16 protein-coding genes are annotated in these 18,035 nt (G+C 56.3%); 2 read left to right on the top strand and 14 right to left on the bottom strand.

Features of this window, described 5'->3' with window-relative positions:
* Position 1: 1 nt before the first annotated feature.
* Positions 2-2,353, bottom strand: coding sequence for an alpha/beta fold hydrolase (locus ACTU44_RS01300; RefSeq protein WP_462096466.1), 2,352 nt, complete (start codon positions 2,351-2,353; stop codon positions 2-4).
* A gap of 300 nt (positions 2,354-2,653) precedes the next feature.
* Between ACTU44_RS01300 and ACTU44_RS01295 the strand changes: the two genes are divergently transcribed.
* Positions 2,654-3,985, top strand: coding sequence for an MFS transporter (locus ACTU44_RS01295; RefSeq protein WP_336079599.1), 1,332 nt, complete (start codon positions 2,654-2,656; stop codon positions 3,983-3,985).
* Between the two features lie 62 nt (positions 3,986-4,047).
* Positions 4,048-4,617, top strand: coding sequence for a CHAP domain-containing protein (locus ACTU44_RS01290; RefSeq protein WP_336079597.1), 570 nt, complete (start codon positions 4,048-4,050; stop codon positions 4,615-4,617).
* Positions 4,618-4,751: 134 nt separating this feature from the next.
* On the opposite strand, the gene bioB is transcribed toward ACTU44_RS01290, so the two are convergent.
* The 13 genes from bioB to ACTU44_RS01225 form a co-directional block, all read right to left on the bottom strand.
* Positions 4,752-5,768 carry a biotin synthase BioB gene (gene bioB / locus ACTU44_RS01285; protein ID WP_462096465.1) on the bottom strand — a complete coding sequence of 339 codons (1,017 nt, stop codon included), beginning with the start codon at positions 5,766-5,768 and terminating at the stop codon, positions 4,752-4,754.
* 3 nt (positions 5,769-5,771) lie between these two features.
* Positions 5,772-6,353, bottom strand: a complete 582-nt coding sequence (locus ACTU44_RS01280; RefSeq protein ID WP_462096464.1) for a biotin transporter BioY — start codon at positions 6,351-6,353, stop codon at positions 5,772-5,774.
* A 268-nt stretch (positions 6,354-6,621) separates the two neighbouring features.
* Positions 6,622-7,272, bottom strand: a complete 651-nt coding sequence (locus ACTU44_RS01275; protein ID WP_114096838.1) for a GntR family transcriptional regulator — start codon at positions 7,270-7,272, stop codon at positions 6,622-6,624.
* Positions 7,273-7,424: 152 nt separating this feature from the next.
* Positions 7,425-8,174: a proteasome-type protease gene (locus tag ACTU44_RS01270; protein ID WP_114096283.1), complete on the bottom strand. Its 750-nt coding sequence runs from the start codon at positions 8,172-8,174 to the stop codon at positions 7,425-7,427.
* 17 nt (positions 8,175-8,191) lie between these two features.
* Positions 8,192-9,010 (bottom strand): transglutaminase family protein, encoded by an 819-nt coding sequence (locus ACTU44_RS01265; RefSeq protein ID WP_114096282.1) that lies wholly within the window; start codon positions 9,008-9,010, stop codon positions 8,192-8,194.
* A gap of 1 nt (position 9,011) precedes the next feature.
* Positions 9,012-9,959, bottom strand: coding sequence for an alpha-E domain-containing protein (locus ACTU44_RS01260; protein WP_114096281.1), 948 nt, complete (start codon positions 9,957-9,959; stop codon positions 9,012-9,014).
* A 19-nt stretch (positions 9,960-9,978) separates the two neighbouring features.
* Positions 9,979-11,382 (bottom strand): circularly permuted type 2 ATP-grasp protein, encoded by a 1,404-nt coding sequence (locus ACTU44_RS01255; RefSeq protein ID WP_114096280.1) that lies wholly within the window; start codon positions 11,380-11,382, stop codon positions 9,979-9,981.
* A gap of 175 nt (positions 11,383-11,557) precedes the next feature.
* Positions 11,558-12,319, bottom strand: a complete 762-nt coding sequence (gene cobM, locus ACTU44_RS01250) for a precorrin-4 C(11)-methyltransferase (protein WP_462096463.1) — start codon at positions 12,317-12,319, stop codon at positions 11,558-11,560.
* Positions 12,319-14,274, bottom strand: a complete 1,956-nt coding sequence (cobJ, locus tag ACTU44_RS01245) for a precorrin-3B C(17)-methyltransferase (RefSeq protein ID WP_462096462.1) — start codon at positions 14,272-14,274, stop codon at positions 12,319-12,321. The genes cobM and cobJ overlap by 1 nt, the downstream gene beginning before the upstream one ends.
* Positions 14,265-15,002, bottom strand: coding sequence for a precorrin-2 C(20)-methyltransferase (gene cobI / locus ACTU44_RS01240; protein WP_462096461.1), 738 nt, complete (start codon positions 15,000-15,002; stop codon positions 14,265-14,267). The genes cobJ and cobI overlap by 10 nt, the downstream gene beginning before the upstream one ends.
* Entirely contained in the window at positions 14,999-16,252 is a 1,254-nt protein-coding gene (gene cbiE, locus ACTU44_RS01235) for a precorrin-6y C5,15-methyltransferase (decarboxylating) subunit CbiE (protein ID WP_462096460.1), read from the bottom strand. Before cbiE ends, cobI begins: the two co-directional genes overlap by 4 nt.
* Positions 16,249-16,932, bottom strand: coding sequence for a precorrin-8X methylmutase (locus ACTU44_RS01230; protein ID WP_462096459.1), 684 nt, complete (start codon positions 16,930-16,932; stop codon positions 16,249-16,251). The genes cbiE and ACTU44_RS01230 overlap by 4 nt, the downstream gene beginning before the upstream one ends.
* Positions 16,933-16,965: 33 nt before the next feature.
* Positions 16,966-18,003 carry a sirohydrochlorin chelatase gene (locus tag ACTU44_RS01225; protein ID WP_114096274.1) on the bottom strand — a complete coding sequence of 346 codons (1,038 nt, stop codon included), beginning with the start codon at positions 18,001-18,003 and terminating at the stop codon, positions 16,966-16,968.
* Between the last annotated feature and the right edge of the window lie 32 nt (positions 18,004-18,035).

The raw sequence follows: 18,035 nt of genomic DNA, 5'->3' as shown, positions 1-18,035 counted from the left end.
GCTACTGAGCAGGAATGGCGCTGGCCTCGATCATCTCGGCGGCACAATGATCACTGATGAAATCGATGATCCGGTCATGGGTGCCGTCGATATCCTCGTTCACAATCCCATGGCGTTCGGATTTGATCATCTGAATATCGATTTCCGGGGCATTGGTTGCAATCCGGCGGATCATGGTCGCACTGGCCGGATCAACCACCTGATCGCCATCGCCCTGAAGGATCAATGTCGGGCAATCAATATCAGGCAGGCGTTTTTGCATCTCGGCAACGGCCTGACGCAATTGATGCAGACCACCAATCGGAATGTTGCGGTAATTGATGTCGGGATGTTCGGATTCATTTGGCCGGAAACTTAGCATTTCCTGTGCCGATGGCATCCATCCCATCAGCTTGTTGGCGCCATACAGCAGCGGCACAAACATCAGATTGCGGTTGCGGAATTTAAGGGGTGTCCCTGCCAGAACCAGCCCGGCCAGCTTTTCGGGATGATCCGCAGCATGGATAGCCGATAGCGCCCCGCCGGTCGAAAAGCCGACGATGATCACCTGATCGCAGAAAGGTGCAAGGATTTCATAACCGCGCCGAACCGATTCCAGCCAGTCGGTCCATTTGCGCTTTTGCAATTCATGCGGCGATGTTCCATGTCCGGCAAGCCGGACCCCCATTACCGCATAGCCAAGTGCGGAAAGCTTTTCGCCAAGCGTGTTGAGTTCCGCAGGCGAGGCCAGAAAACCATGCACCAGCAATACACCACAGGCAAACCGGGTCTGTCCGTTGGGCAACAAAAGATAGGGTCGGCTATCGGCCGTGGCTGTTTCCTGTTGATTGATGGCGTCGTATTTCGGGCCCTTGTATTTTGCGCGGTTCCAGGACCACGCACGAATTTCATCGTCAAACCGGCGATGGGCGATATCGACGGGGCTTAAGTGATCGACCTCTATCCGGGCCCGTTCAAGCGCCTGCCAGGCTGCATGGATCGGAGCCATTTCATTGGCATAGACCATGATCGGGTTATCCATGCGGATCTGGTCAAAATTGGCGTCCTCCTGCAATTTTGGCAGGAAGCAATATTTCTGATCCTTGCGTTCGATCAGGCCAAGCTGAACCGCGCTATCAATGAAGAACCGGATTTGCGGGCAATTGAGTTCAAAAATACCGATATAGTCGGCCGGGTTCTTCATGCCGCGATGCAGGTGAACGTCTTCGGCCTGCTGGATATTCTTGATGGCCAGATAAAGGGTGCGATCAAAATGTCTGATATCGACTTCGGTCACACCATCAGCCAGCCACATCATGATCAGTCGCGACGCCAGATGACTGACATTGATCGTCAGATTGGAATACATCACCGCCATGCAATGATTGCGCAGCGGTTTGATATGCCGGGTGATGGCGTATTGGGTGACCCGGTCTGTTATTTTCTCAAGTGTGCTGGCAGGCCGGAAAAGATCATCAATTGATCGGGCCCGTTCCACGCGTTTGGCCAGCATGCGCCGGTCCAGCCAGTTAAATTGCAGGCGCGGATCGACCGGATCGCCAAGGCGGATGTCCATATCGGTCTTCTTGAACATCAGGTTGCCTTCAATGATCAGTTCTTCGGCCATTTTCGGGCTGAGCCCGCCGGTAAACATGTCAGCCGCCCAGGCCAGAAGATTCTGATCAACGCGCAGCGGATGGAACGTGATATTGGCGGGAAACATCAGGGTTGGCTTGGCAAGGGTGGTGCGAAGATCGTCCTCTTCACGTTCAAGAATCCCGGCCCAGCGGGAAAGTTCATCGCGATGGCCCTTTTCGATCAGGGTCGAAAGCCCGATTTTGAAACCGTCAATACACAGACCCAACAGGGCCGCACCGGTATGATGGGCGCGCCTGGTATCGGCAGTGCGCGAATAAACGCTGTAATCAGGGCGCTTGGGGTGCGGGCGTTCCGCAGCAAGAACACGGCGATCCTTGACCATGCCGCCTTCGGGAAACACGACGACCTTGCCGCCGCGCAGGATTTCCTCGGCCAGAAAGGGCAGCAGTCTTTCATAGTCGTTGGGTACGCCGCCAAGGGCGCGCAGATAGCGCGAGAATGTGTTGTCCTGGGCAAAAAACTCGCCCGATGCGATGGACCGGCAATAGACGCCGGTTTCAAGCGCGATCAGGAATTGCGGGATAAAGGTTTCAAACCGGGCGAAATGGTTGAACATGAAAATATCGCCCTGATCCAGATGATCGCGCGGCCCGTGCATTTTGATGCTGATGTCGATATTGGCGCGAAGTGCGGTCATGGCGCGAATGGTCCATTCGCACGTTTTGGCATTGATCGCGAACTTTTCACGTTCGATATCGCGAAATTCAGTCGTCATGTGATGCGATACCCGGTTTGGCCTAGGACCATGTTTTCAAGGACGTTTTATCGGTTCTGTGCCGATGGTTTTGTTATTTTGATATGTGTCTTATCGCGGGTTTTGGGAAGGCCTGATACAGCTAATTTGCGAAGAATTAATGCCAAACAGCTTAGTCTTTCCTATAATCACATTGCTGCATGACCACCATTTTGCAGTTCTGTTCATCCAGTTCCGGCCATCCTGACGATCTTGCCGGTTGTCTGTTTGCCCCGACAGACAGATGGATCGATTTCCGCCCCACATCATCCCGGAGCCCCCGTGCCAAAAGCTGCCCCTGATCCGGAAACATCTGACGTGCTGCAAGACCTGCCACAAGATCCGCCACAAGATTTGGGCGGGTCAAAGGCCGCATCACAATCGATTTTTTCCGACCGCAATTTTTTGCTGTTTCTGGTTGGGCAATGCATCTCGACCCAAGGGTTGTGGATTCAGAAAATTGCCATGTCCTGGCTGGCCTGGTCGCTGACCGGATCGGCATTCTGGACGGGGCTGATCGCGGCATTGAATTTCGCCCCGGCCTTTTTCCTGGGGCCGATTTTCGGGGTGATGGCGGACCGGGTTGATTTGCGCCGCACGGCGATGATCCTCAATCTTGGGCAGGCGGGAATTTCATTCTTTCTGATGGGTTTGTCCCATGCCGGGATGATGACCCTGCCATGGATGGTGATTCTGGCGGCATCCATGGGGATATTGGGCAGTGCGATGACGCCGGTGCGTTTGTCATTGGTGCCGGTTATTGTTCGCCGGGAATTCATGAGCCGTGCGGTTGCCTATGCGGCAATGAATTTCAATATCTCGCGGCTTGTCGGTCCGGCGATTGGCGGGGTTGTGATCGCAACATGGGGGACGGGCGTTGCCTTTATGCTGAATGCCATCAGCTATCTTCCGATGGTGTTTGTCCTGTCGGTTGTGACCATTCATCTTGAACGGGCACCCGATGCCAAAAGCAGGCGAATCTGGGCAGCCCTTGTCGATGGGGCGCGTTATGCCATTTCCCATCCGATGATCCGGTCTGTCTTGGCGTTGTCCTGTTTTGTATCGCTGGTCGGAACGGGAATGATCGAACTGATGCCGGTTTTTGCCGAGGCGGTCTATGAACGCGGGGTTACCGGGCTTGGCATGATGGCATCTGCGGGCGGGATCGGGGCGGTGGCATCGACCTTTATGCTGTCGCGGGTGAAATCAAATGCTGCTGATTTTCAACGTATTACCATTGTCGGTGCCTTTGCTGCGGCGATGGGCATGTTCGGTCTTGGCTTTTCGCCATGGTATGAGCTTGCCGTGGGATTGGTGGCACTGACCGGTTTTGGTCTGACGGCTGTCGGGGTCGGATCGCAAACCGCCTTGCAGTTGACGGTGGATAACAAATTGCGGGGCCGGGTCATGAGCTTCTGGAGTGCGACCAGTTTTGGTGGTATGGCCCTGGGAGGGACCATGCTTGGTGCGATATCCGAAGCAGGAAACATTCAATATACGGCGCGCGGTTCAGGGGTGTTGATCCTGTGTGCGGCATCTGTCGGGCTTTGGCGATTGTACCGGATCGGTGCACTTGGTCGCAGGAGTTCGGATATTTCCGATGCAGTGCGGTAAAGGATTATTAAGGCATGGCCCCCTATGGTGAGCCAATGTGAGTCATTTGGGGAAAATTTCAGATGCGTTTTCTGGGAATTGTCGGACTGTGTTTGGTGCTTTCTGCGTGTTTTAGCACGGGCAATTCCGCAACCCAGACGACCGGCCCAATGCCAAGTGATACGGTCACCACACTTGCCAGTGTCAATGTGCCGAGCTCGCGTCTTAATCCCTTTGCGCCGACCGACAAGTTCCTGCAATGCGTGCCCTATGCCCGTGAAGTATCGGGGATCGAGATTTATGGCGATGCCTGGACCTGGTGGGCGCAGGCCGGAAAACAGAATTTCCAGCGCGGCAACCGCCCGCAGGTCGGTTCCGTTCTTGCACTTCGCAAGACATCCCGTCTGAAACTTGGTCATGTTGCCGTGGTTTCGGCCATCCTTGATAGCCGAAAGATTCTGGTCAATCACGCCAATTGGGGCAGTGATTCGCGCACGCGCGGCAAGGTCCATTACCGTCAGCCGGTGGTCGATGTTTCAGCGAAAAACGACTGGTCGGAAGTCCGCATGATGAATACCCAGGGTACGTTTGGCAGCGTTTACCCGGCACATGGTTTCATCTATCAGCCGCAGGAAACTGCACAGGCCAACTAGGCCGTTCTGGTTGCGTGTTCCCCTTTTCCATATTGCTTCAAATAAAATGGCGAAGCTCCCATGGAAGGAGAGCTCCGCCAGTTGAACCCATGCGGGCGGCACGGGTTCGGGGGTTGAACTTTGTGCCTGAATGGTCAGGCGGCAATCGGCCCAAGGGCTGCGAACAAGGCGCTGTCGCTGTTTTCTTCGGGGTTTGGCGTGGTCAGAAGCTTTTCGCCATAAAACACCGAATTGGCCCCGGCCATCAGACACATGATCTGGGCTTCGCGATTAAGATCGGTGCGTCCGGCCGACAGGCGCACGGTTGATTTCGGCATCGTGATGCGCGCGGTTGCCACCATGCGAACCAGCTCAAGTGGATCAATCGGATCACGCCCGGCAAGCGGAGTGCCTTCGACCGGCACCAGCGCATTGATCGGCACACTTTCGGGGTGGGGATCAAAACCCGCCAATACCTGAAGCATTGATGCCCGATCACGGATGCTTTCACCCATGCCGATGATCCCGCCACAGCACAGATCAATCCCGTGTGACCGGACGGAAGCCAGCGTATCAAGCCGGTCCTGATAGGTTCGGGTGGTGATGATCTGGCCGTAGAATTCCGGACTGGTATCAAGGTTGTGGTTATAGGCTTTAAGCCCCGCATCCTTGAGCTGTCTGGCGTGACGGGGTTCAAGCATGCCAAGGGTGACGCAGGCCTCCATGCCAAGGTCATCAACCCCGCGCACCATTTCAAGAACCGCGTCAAAGGCTGCCCCGTCACGTACACGACGCCATGCAGCCCCCATGCAAAACCGGTCTGCCCCGGCATCTTTGGCGCGTTTGGCCAGTTCAATCACTGATGCCGGGTCAAGAAGCTGTTGCTTCCCCAGCTTGACCTCTCGGTGGTGGGCGGATTGCGGGCAATAGGCGCAATCTTCGGGACAGCCGCCGGTCTTGATCGATAGCAGGCTGGCCTTTTGAACACGGGACGGATCGTGATGGGCGCGGTGAACGGCACTTGCCCGCCCGACAAGATCAAGAAGGGGGCTTCGATAAATCGCCTCGATCTCCTCGATGTTCCAGTCATGGCGCAGGGTGCCGTCAGCAGGCGGGTTCGCATTGCGCGCACGGGGCTGGGGCGAAGTCGTGTTTAAGTGTGCACCCGTCATCGGTCAGGCCGCCTTGTTCAGGCTTTTAAGGTGGCGGATGGCGGCAAAGCCAACGGCAACCAGCGCAATCTTGAGGATGTCGCCAAGGATGAAGGGGGTAAAGCCAAGGGCAACGACCTTTTCCGACGGCACAAAGGCCGAAAGCCCCGCCAGTCCAAAAAGATAGACCGGCACCATACCGATCATCATCACAGCAAACTGACCGGCTGCGCTGCGCCCACGTGCCAAGGCCCCGACCAGACCGGCCGCTACCAGATATCCGGCGAGATAACCGCCCGTCGGACCCATCATATAGGCGATGCCGATGCCGCGTTCCGGTGTTCCGGCAAAGACCGGCAGGCCCGCAGCCCCGGCGGCAAGATAGGCCAGCAGGGTGGCCAGGGCCATGCGCGGACCGGTCGCAACGGCAATGGCCATGATGGCCATGGTCTGCAACGTCATCGGTACCGGCCAGAACGGAACAGTGATCTTGGCACTTGCCGTGATCAGGGCGACGCCCGCCAAAACCATCAGGGTGTTTTTCGTCCCGTTGAGGACAGGATTGTGGAGTGCAGTGTTGCTTTCCGGGGTGACGGAATTGACCATGATGACGTGTTCCTCCGGGTTTTGTTTTAAAATTATCTATAAAACTGAATCTGATCTATTAATTACGCCGCCATTGGATCGTGAAATCAATCCGAAAATCGCAAAATCAGCGAATTTGTTGCAGATCCCAAGAAAATTTTAGATAAACAATTGAAAATAAATACTAAAAATTATCTATAAAATATGGAAATCCAGATGCAAGGATGGTTCGATTGATGCCAATGGCATCCAATCGGTAATCATCAGACCAGAAAATTTGGATTTTTGATCAGATCGCAGACAGCTTGCGACTGTTTTTGCCGGGCTTGGTGCCGATCCATTTGACATGGCGGGCAAGGGTGGCGGCAGCGACATCAAACTGATGTTCGCGCAGGGCGCGCAGGATGGCGCGGTGGTCCTGATCGGTCGGGGCTTCCCATTCCATGCGGAAACCGGAAAACAGGAAACGCGCACTGGCGGCATGAAGATCATCGATGCTCGCCATCAGGCGCGGCATGTTGCACGGCTCAAGAATGATACGGTGGAACGCCTTGTTGGCGTCTTCCCATGCCCGGACATCCTTGGCATTTTCACCGGCGCGATTGATATCCTCGGCCTCGTCAAGGATCGCACTGGTCAGATGCGGGGCTGCATGACGCAGGGCCAGAACTTCAAGCGATGCCCGCATTTCCGCGACTTCGCGGACTTCGGCGATGTCAAAGCTTGCGACACGCACACCGCGTCTGGGTTCGCTGACCACCAGACCCTGTGCCTCTAGGCGGCGAAAGGCTTCGCGCACGGGCACGTGGCTTGCGCCAAATTCCTCGGCAAAGTGATCCTGACGCAGCTTGGTGCCCGGCGCGATATCGCCGGCAATGATGCGATCAGCAAGGGTGCGGGTGATCCGCCCGGTAACGGTGGTGTCGGTCTTTTCTGTCATGATTTTATAGATAATTTGATGCGCGATATTTGTCACTGGAAAGTTCATGCCAGCGTCGTGCAAGCAGGAAAAATTTCAGACCGGGAATGAAAAAAAATCCGGACCCCGACAGGTCCGGATTTGTACTCGGGACTGCTTAAAGTAGTGCCGGATTACTCGGCAGCCAGATCGCAATGTTCGTCTGGCATATCGGCAAAGGCATCGCGCAGCGCATTTGACCATGCATCGGAAAGGGCGCGGAAACCCTTGTCATCGGCCTCGATCCGGCGCAGTTCGGAAAACTGGCAGGCATCATCGGGCAAAACGGCCAGATCAAGTGGCATGCCGACCGACAGGTTCGAGCGCAGGGTCGAATCCATCGACAGCAAAACCGCCTTTACCCCGTCCTGAATCGGGGTTTCGGGGGTGATGACCCGATCAAGGATCGGTTTGCCGTATTTATGTTCGCCAATCTGCAAATAGGGCGTATCGGCTGTGGCTTCGATAAAGTTGCCTGCCGCATAGACCAGAAACAGACGCTGCTCGCCACCCTTGCGCTGACCACCCACCATGATCGAGGCCGCACTGCTTTCGTGATGCTGCTCAAGGGTGTCATGGTATTTGTGCTGAACTTTCTGCATGGCTTCGCCAACGAGCTCGGCAACGCGGAACATGCTGGGCGCACTCAGGATGCAGTTACCCGGTTCGGTGTCGGGATCATCAATGGCTTCATGCAGGGTGCTCATCACCGCCTGGGTGATGGCCAGATTGCCTGCTGACAAAGCCACGATGGCGCGATCACCGGGCACTTCCCATGTGAACATTTTGCGATAGCGCGAAATGTTATCAAGGCCCGCATTGGTCCGCGTATCTGAAAGGAAAACCATCCCTTCGTTCAGCATCAAACCGACACAATAGGTCATTTTTCGTCTTGGTCCGGTTACTGTTGTGATTGCGCGATGACGACTGTTACATCCAAATTTTCGTTCGCGCCACCAGTATGTACACCCCGTATAGGTGTAGCCACCTGCCCATCAAGTCCAGCCCCCAGTCGAATATAATAATCTGTCGGACAACAACGGTTTGCCGGATCAAATCCGACCCAGCCGAAATCAGGCAGATGTAATTCCGCCCATGCATGGGATGCCTCATGGGGCTTGCCATCCTGATCGGCAAACAGATAGCCCGATACATAACGCGCCGGAATATCAAGATGGCGGGCGGCTGAAATCAGGACGTGGGCATGGTCCTGACAGACCCCCTTGCCATCGGCCAGTGCGTCAGCCGCAGTGGTGTGAACATGGGTCGTACCCGGCGCATAAGCGATGGCATCGGAAACTGCTGCGGAAAGTGCATGGGCGCGATCAAGAAGGGACGCGTCCCTGGTCTTTTTGGCGACTTTTTCGGCCAGCTTGCGGATGGCAGCGCTGGATTTTGTCATCGGTGTCGAGCGCAGGAAAACAGTCGGAAAGGCCCGTTCCTTGTGACCGCGAAGCACGCCTGCGGTGTCGGTGGTTTCGACCTCGCCGCGTACGACAATCTCAATCTCGTCGACCGGTCCGCCTGCCGTCAATGTGCTGATGATATCGCCATTGCCGTCGGTAAATTCCGTCCCGATCAGGCAACCCTCGGCAGTGATCGACCAGTTAAGGATTTTCTGACCTTCAAATTGTGCCGGTGTCAGCTTCAGGCTTTGCACAACATGACGGGCCGGGGATTCATAGCGGTAATGGGTTCTGTGTTCGACTGTCAGGCGCATCTTACTGCCCCCCGAAATAATAGGCTTCGGCAATGGCACTTGAAAGCGCACCGTTGCGGATCTGGAAGTCAGTGAGGAATTCGTGCAGACCTTCCGAGAAAATCTCGTCCATCGCACTTTGCGTCAGAAGCGAATACATCTCGACCGCCTGCCCGTGAACGTCATGGCGTTGACCATAGTGACGCGCCAGCCGTTCCAGATGCTGTGTGATCTGTTCGGCACAGTGGGCCAATGATCGCGGACTGAACGGATTAAGGATCAGGAAATGCGCGATGCGATGCGGGGAATAATCATCGCGATAAACCCAGTGGAATGCACGCAGTGACGATGCCGCACGTAAAACTGTGGTCCATTGATAATTATCCACACCATCGCCAACCATGCTGGTTTCAGGCAGCAGCACGTAATATTTCACGTCCAGAAGACGGGCAGTGTTGTCGGCCCGTTCGATAAAGGTGCCCAGACGGATAAAGTCATAGCCGTCATTGCGCAGGATGGTGGAATCAGTTGCGCCACGGAACAGTGACCCCTGCTTTTTCACCCAGTCGATGAATTCCGGCAGCTCGTTCTTGGCCAGATTATGCATCGACGGACGGCGAAGTTCCATCAGGGCATTGTTAAGCGCCTCCCACATTTCTGCGGTGATCGCGGTACGCATGGCACGTGCATTGGCGCGCGCATATTCAAAACAATTGATGATCGAAGACGGGTTATCCCGATTGAAAATCAGGTAGTTGGCGACTTCTTCCTGACGCAGCGGTGCATCAGGATCATATCCGGCAAGACATCCGGACGCCGAAAGAACCGATTCCCATTCCGAACGGTTGCCATCGCCAACAGCAGGCATCAACGCCATGCGATAGCCCATCTCCATCAGGCGGGCCATGTTTTCAGCCCGTTCGACATATCTCGACAGCCAGAAAAGGTTGTCTGCGGTACGACTAAGCATCTTTCAACCCTTTCCCTTGTTAATCACTCATGATCCAGGTGTCCTTGACCCCGCCGCCCTGCGACGAGTTCACGACAAGCGATCCTTCACGCATGGCAACGCGGGTCAAACCGCCCGGTGCAAGACGGATGTCATCCCCGACAAGGCAGAAAGGCCGGAAATCGACATGGCGCGGTGCGATGCCGCTTTCAACAAAGGTCGGGCAGGCAGACAGCGCAAGCGTTGGCTGGGCAATGAAATCACCCGGATCGGCCTTGATGCGTTCGGCATAGGCCGCCTGTTCTTCCCTGGTTGATGCCGGACCGACCAGCATGCCATAGCCACCCGAACCGTGAACTTCCTTCACGACCAGCTCGCCCAGATGTTCAAGAACATATTTCAGATCATCGGGCTTGCCGCATTTCCATGTCGGAACGTTATTAAGGATCGGTTCCTGCCCCAGATAGAACCGGATCATGTCCGGAACATAGGTATAAACCGCCTTGTCATCGGCCACACCGGCCCCCGGAGCCGAACAGATGGCAACCCCGCCCGAACGATAAACATTCATCAGTCCGGGAACACCCAGAACAGAATCCGGCCGGAAACACAGCGGATCGATATAGGCATCATCAATCCGGCGATAGATCACATCGACCCGTGCCGGGCCGCGGGTGGTCCGCATATAGACCCGGTCGTCGGAAACAAACAGGTCCTGACCCTCGACAAGTTCGACACCCATCTGGTCAGCAAGGAACGAATGTTCGTAATAGGCGCTGTTCATCGCGCCGGGTGTCAGCACGACGATATTGGGTTCGCGGTCACATTTGGGTGGTGCGATGCTTTTGAGCGTCTTGAGCAACATGTCCGGATAGCTTTCAACCGGCTCGATGCGCAGGTTTTTGAAAAGCTCGGGGAACATGCGCATCATGATTTCGCGGTTCTCAAGCATATAGGACACGCCAGACGGTGTGCGGCAGTTATCCTCAAGCACATAGAAATCTTCGGGCCCGGTGCGCACGATATCGACACCAACGATGTGGCTATAGACCTTGCGCGGGGGATCAATGCCAATCACAGCCGGTTCAAAGGCGTCGTTCTTGAACACCAGATCGGCGGGAATGATCCCGGCCTTGATGATTTCGGCATTGTGATAGACGTCATAGAGGAACGTGTTGAGCGCCCGTGCGCGCTGTTTGACGCCGCGATCAAGTTTGCGCCATTCGCTTGCGGTGAAAATGCGCGGGATCAAATCGAACGGAATCAACCGTTCCGGGTCTCCGCCCTCGCCATAGACGGCAAAGGTAATGCCGATTTTTCGAAAGAGAGTTTCAGCTTCAAGGCGCTTTTGTTCGAGTACCTCGGGGCCGTTTGCTTCCATCCAGTCAACCAGTGCGCGATATGGCTCGCGGACCTGGTCGTCCATTGTCATCTCGTTGAACATGCATACTCCCCTTTATTACCCTTCGATTAAAGGCGTGGCGGGGCTTGGCGGTCAAGGATGTTCAGGGTTGAAATGACAGATTTTTCGGCAAAATTCTCTTGTGCTGAAAAAATGAACTTGGTGCATAGGGGCTTTGTACAAAAAACGGGCGGGTTTTGCACCCGCCCGATCCGGTTTACGCCTTTGCCGGGCGTAATACGTGGGTATGGTCGGCGGCATAAAGCCGGGAATCGGTGAAATCCTTGCGGCCAAAGACCTCGCCCACCATGATCAGGGCGGTACGCGTGATGCCGCTTCCCTTGACCTTGGCTCGGATGTCGCCAAGGGTCCCGAAGATATATTTCTGATCGGGCCAGGTCGCGCGATAGGCAATCACCACCGGGCAGTTTTCGCCATAATGCGGGGTCAGATCGCGCACCACATTGGCCAGATTGTTGATCGACAGATGGACTGCCAGTGTCGCGCGTGATTTGCCCAGTTCGGCAAGACTTTCGCCTTCGGGCATGCTTGATGACCGCATGGCGGTTCGGGTCAGGATCACGGTTTGCGAAATATCGGGAAGGGTCAGCTCTGCGCCGATCTCGGCTGCGGTTGCGGCATAGGCTGAAACACCCGGCGTAATGTCATAGGGAATGCCAAGATCATCAAGACGACGGATCTGTTCGGCGATTGCGCCATAAATCGACGGATCACCTGAATGGACACGCGCCACATCCTGACCCTTGGCGTGGGCGGCCTCGATCTCGGCGATGATTTCATCAAGATTCATCGGGGCAGTATCAATCACGCGGGCACCTTCGGGGGCGCTTGTGACGATTTCCTCGGGCACCAGTGATCCCGCATAAAGACAGACCGGGCATTTTTCAATCAGACGCAAACCGCGTACCGTGATCAGGTCCGGGGCGCCGGGACCGGCACCGATAAAATGAACAGTCATTATTCTGCGCCGCCTTTCTTGGAAGTGTCGTTTCTGGAAGTGTCAGTGCTGCTATGAACCGGGGCCTTGGCCGCATCCGGGCCCTTTTTGGCATAGCCGCGCGGCGTATAGACCCATTCGTTCTCACCACGTGTGATGTGGCGGCTGTTGCTCGATCCGACCAATACTGTGGTCAGCATGTCCACCATGTCGACCTCCAGTTTCGAAAGCGGAACGACGGTTATTTCCTCGTCCGGGCGGCCAAGCTGACGGCCAAGAACAACCGGCGTGTCAGCCGGGCGGTGTTCAAGAAGGATATCACGGGCCACGGCCAGCAAATCACGGCGGCGCTTGGAAACCGGATTATAGAAGGCAATGACAAAGTCGCCCTCGCCTGCGGCCTTGAGGCGGCGCAGGATATCTTCACGCGGGGTCAAAAGGTCGGAAAGCGAAATCGCACAGAAATCATGGCCCAGCGGTGCGCCAATGCGCGATGCTGCGGCCTGAAGGGCGGAAATACCCGGCGATACCTGAACCGCAACCCGGTTCCAGTCCGCGCGATCTTCACGATCCAGCAATTCGAACACCAGTGTTGCCAGTGCATAGATGCCTGCATCCCCCGACCCGATCAGGGCAACATCCTTGCCGGTGGCAGCAAGTTCAAGGGCGTGGCGCGCACGGGCTTCCTCGGCACCAAGATCCGAATGATGGCATGCCTTGCCGTCAATCAGCGATCCCAGAAGATCAAGATACATCTGATAGCCGACGATATCGGTCGCACGTCCGATCAGGGCGGTGGCTTCGGGGCTGCGCCAGCCGATTTGACCCGGACCGATGCCAACGATGGACAATTTGCCCTGTGCCGTGCCGATGGTGTCAGGAATGATGTCGTCCTGTGACAGCGCAACCGCACAGGTGGATTTCCCGGTTTTGTGTTTGGGGACGACCAGTTTGCCGTTTGGCCCGACGGTGGCAAGTGCGGCCCCCTCGGCCACACCATGACAGCCGGTTTCGGCAAAGACCACATCGGATGGCGTGACAAGACGGTCTGCCTCGGCCTCAAGGGTCTGGGCATCAAAGAACCGGGCCGGAACGCCAAGGCGGCGGGCCAGTTCATGGACGCAAGCTTCGTCGGCCTTGAGATCAATGGAACTGACACAGGCAATTGCCTTGGGGCTCAGGCACTGACCGGCCAGTGTTTCCATCACAAGGTCATAAAGATCATCAACCGGGCAGCCGCGTTCACAGCCAACCCCAAGAGCCAGAACAGGCGGGTGATAGGTGATTGCGGTTTCCGCACCATCGCTGATGGCGTCATCATCAGCCCCCTCGCGCGCGGTGGCGGTGATCAGAACACTGCCATCCTCGCTTTGGGCGATGGCACTGTTGGTCAGCCATGCCGCCGATCCTGCTTCGACCTCAATCCGGGCAGGGGCCCCGGCCAGAAGGGCCGCCGTGGCCGGTTTGACCGTTTCGGGTGTGCCCAGTTTCCAGCCCGCAGGCGGTTCATCAAGGGCAAGGCCCAGCATCGCATCGCCCGGGGTGGTGATTGCGGCCTTGCCGCCCAGCCGTTCGGCCAGATCACGGGCCAGCCGGTTACCACCGTGATGCCCACCCAAAAGCGGGATGAAGGTATCGCCTGCTTCGTCAACGGCAATGACGGCGGCATCCTGCCACTTGCCAGCCAGAAGCGGCGCAAGGGCGCGGATCAGAATGCCCGCGGCACAGACACCGATGATGACGTGATCAGACGAGAATGTTTGTTGCAGATGCGCAATGGTATCGTCAAAGGCAACATCAACGTCCTTGACCGACACGCGGGTCCGCAAGCCATGGACACTCGCACCCTGAAGGTTCGATGCGATCTTGCGCGCAGTCGGAAGGGCGCGCTGCGTCAGGCAAATGACGGCAATCGGGGCGATCGGGTTGGTCGGCAATGCCGGGCTGTTCGAGCTGTTCTGGGCGGTCATCGCCATGCGTCTCCGCGACGGTGGATCAGGATCATGGAAAAATAGGGGGCCTTGGCATCGACCGGAAGATCGCCAAGCGGCACCATTTTCTGGGTTTCCAGGGTTGCACGTTCGATATAACGCGCCCGGTCCGTCAGGCCGAGCTCGTTGATCACGTCGCGCACCTTGGAAAAATGGCGGCCGAGTTTGATGATGGCAGCTGCATCGGTATTGGCAAGCTGTGCGCGCAGGCGATCAGCATCCAGCGGGCCGGGAATGACTTGCAATACGTCATTCTTGGCGGCCAGTGGTGCGCCAAGCTGAGCGGCACAGGCCATCATAGAGCTGACACCGGGAACAGTTTTGACCGGATAGCCGGCCTCGGCCAGACGGCCAAACAGATACATGAAGCTGCCATAGAAGAACGGATCACCTTCGCAAAGTACCGCAACGGTTTTGCCGTCAGCCAGATGCTTGCCGATTTCAATCGCGGCGGCGTCATAGACCGGGTCGGCGGTTTTGCCCATTTCGATGCGGATGGCAATTTCGATCCGGCCTTCGGGAATGTGCGGATCGACAATCTGGCGCGCAAGGCTGACGCCGTCTTCAAGGGCAGGATAGGCAATCACATCCGCCTGTTGCAGGATTTTATAGGCCTTGAGCGTGATCAGATCAGGCTCGCCCGGTCCGATACCAAGCCCATAGGCCGTTCCGGCAACCGGAAGGCGCTCTGCGGGAAGGTCCGCACTGCTCATGCTTTTACTCCGAGGTAATGGGTGACAGGGGCAAGGTTGCTCCAGCCCTTGAACGTGCCGCGCGGGACAAGTCGGGATACCGACAGGCGCGACAGCGTGCCACCTTTTTCATTATAGAGACGTAATAATTTTTCTTCGCCTTCAAGCGTGACCGTATTGGCGACCAGCCGCCCATGGGTCGGAAGCAGATCCCAGCAGGCATCGAGCAAACCATTGCTGGTGATACCACCGCCAATAAAAATGGCATCGGGTCGAGGCAGGCGATCGGCAAACATGATTGCGTCTTCAATTGTGCTTTGTTCGATCACAAGTCCGGGGACACCAAGGCGCAGGGCATTTTTCCTGATCATTGCACAACGTTGGGCATCGCGTTCAATCGCAACCGCCTGACCGCGCATTCGCATCCATTCGATGGAAATCGAACCGCACCCGGCCCCCAGATCCCACAATATGCCACCGGCAAAGGGTGCAAGCGATGACAGGGTTTGGGCACGGATTTCGGATTTCGTGATCATGCCGTCATGAATAAAGGCATCATCGGGCAAGCCCGGTCCCGTGGGTAACGGATTGGCCTTTGGCCCGGCTTCGAGATCAATCATGATCAGATTAAGCGGATCGACGGCCTTGACGTCTGGCATCGATGTGGCGGTGGACTGCCAGGTGCGGGCTGTCTGGGTGGTGATCCGTTCTTCCGGACCGCCAAGCCGTTCACACACCGACATGCGGCTTTGATCAAAGCCTGCTTCGCACAGCATGACCGCGACCAGTGCCGGGGTCGATCCATCGGCACTTAGGGCAATCAGTTTGCCATGCGGGCGCAAATGGGCGCGCAAGGTTTCCGGATCACGGCCATGAAGCGTGATCACATCGCATTCCGCCAATGGCCAGCCAAGGCGCGATGCCGCCAGAGAAATGCTTGATGGCGACGGGATCGCATATATCGGTTCGGGTCCGAAATATTTTATCAATGTATTGCCGACCCCGAAATACATCGGATCACCGCTGGCCAGAACTACCGGGTTCTGATCAAGGCAATCCTCGATCAGCGGCAGGTTGGCTTCAAACGGGGTGATCCATTTGTTCAGGGTGGCGGTGTTTGATCCGGGCAGCATGGCAATGTGGCGGCTGCCGCCAAAGATAACGGTGGCATTTTCAATGATCTTGCGGGCCATCGGCGACAGGCCGTCATAACCGTCTTCACCGATCCCGATGACTGTGATGCGGCCCTTGAGCGGGGCTTGTTCGTTCATGACATGCCCCCGTTCCTGCGATCAAGGGTGCCATCGGGGGTGGTAGCATCATCGCGCGCCAGACGAGCCAAAGCATTGACCGTTGCTGCCGTCACAGCACTGCCGCCAAATCGACCGCGCAAGGTGACAAAGGGAATATCCCCGGCATGGTCAATCAGCGCATCCTTGCTTTCAGCCGCGCCGACAAACCCGACCGGCATGCCGATGATGGCGGCGGGCTTGGACAGACGTCCGTCATGGATGGCTTCTAGCACATGGAAAAGGGCCGTCGGCGCATTGCCGATGGCTATTATTGCATCTTCGATATGATCTGCCCATGCCTCGACTGCGGCGGCTGACCGGGTTGTACCGAGCCGGTTGGCAATGTCATGGGTCGTGTCGTCATTCAGGGTGCAGATAATCTTGTTTTCTGCAGGCAACAGGCGGGAAATGATGCCCTGGCGGACCATTTCCGCATCACAGAGAACGGGTTTTCCCGATCTTAGCGCGGCTGTTGCCGAACCGACCAGATCGCCGCCAAAGGCGATCCGGGCCGCCATTTCGACCATGCCACAGGCATGTATGATGCGGATGGCAACAGGCTGTTGGTCATCTGAAAAGCGCGCAAGGTCAGCCTCGGCCTTGATGGTGGCAAAGCTTTTGGCATAGATTTCCTGCGGATCACGCAGATAGTCAAACATTGCCGCGCCTTTCAGAATCCCGGGATCGACCGGTCAGGAACCGGTCGATTTATTCACGTCATCATGGGAATGGCTGTGCCCGTGATCATGGTCATGACTGTGATCGTGGCTATGATCATGTTCGTGTCCATGATGATGGTGCCCATGACCATGGTGATGATGGCCGTGGCTATGACCATGGCTGTGTCCGTCCGTGCCGATCCCCATCACATGGTGGTGGTGGCCAACCTGCGGGGTGCCAACATCGCCTTCAAAGCCGATGATCTGTTCGCGGTATTTGCACAGCTGACAGTTCATATTGTTGTCGCCGGTGTCGATCTCGGCAAGGCGTTCGGCAAAGCTTTCAAGCACCATCGGGTGGTCTTTAAGATAGCCTGCCTTGATGAATTCAACATCGCCAAATTCGGCGGCAACTTCATCGGTGTGGGTATAGATGCGGTCAATCAGGATACCGGCGAACAGGAAATAGGGGAAGACGACGACGCGCTTGTATCCCAGTTTCATCGCTTCGCGCAGACCCGCATTGACGCGCGGATGGGCAACGCCGGAATAACTGATTTCGGTGCGGCCAAAGCCCATACCTTCCTGCAGCATGCGGGCAACTTTATAGACGTTTGAATTGGCATCCGGATCGTTGGTGCCACGCCCGACAACCATCAGAAGCGTTTCCTTGCGTGACACGCTGTCATCGGCATCGGCCATCGCTTCCTCGATACGGTCTTTGGCCGCACTCAGAAGTTTGGGATCAATGGCCAGATCGCGGCCAAACAGGACTTCGATATCCGGATTTTCATGGGCGAAATTGTTCACTTCGCTTGGCAGGTCATTTTTGACGTGACCGGCAGCAAACAGCATACCCGGAAGGGCATAAATCTTTTTGTGGCCCATGGCTTTGAGCTTTTCAAAGCCGTCACGAAGGATCGGGTGGGCAAATTCGAGAAAGCCGCTTTCGACATCATAGTCGGCCAGATGGGTCTGTTTCATCGTTTCAACCATGGCGTTGAACTGTGAAACGGCGCGTTCGTCGCGCGAACCGTGGCCGCAAATCATTACTGCGCCTTTGGGGGACATAAAAGGCTGCTCCTTTGTCTCTCTTTTGGTGT

It is taken from the genome of Thalassospira sp. SM2505, from assembly GCF_054901115.1.
The sequence above is the reverse complement of the archived record's forward strand: the minus strand, read 5'-3'. Positions and strand labels throughout refer to the sequence as shown.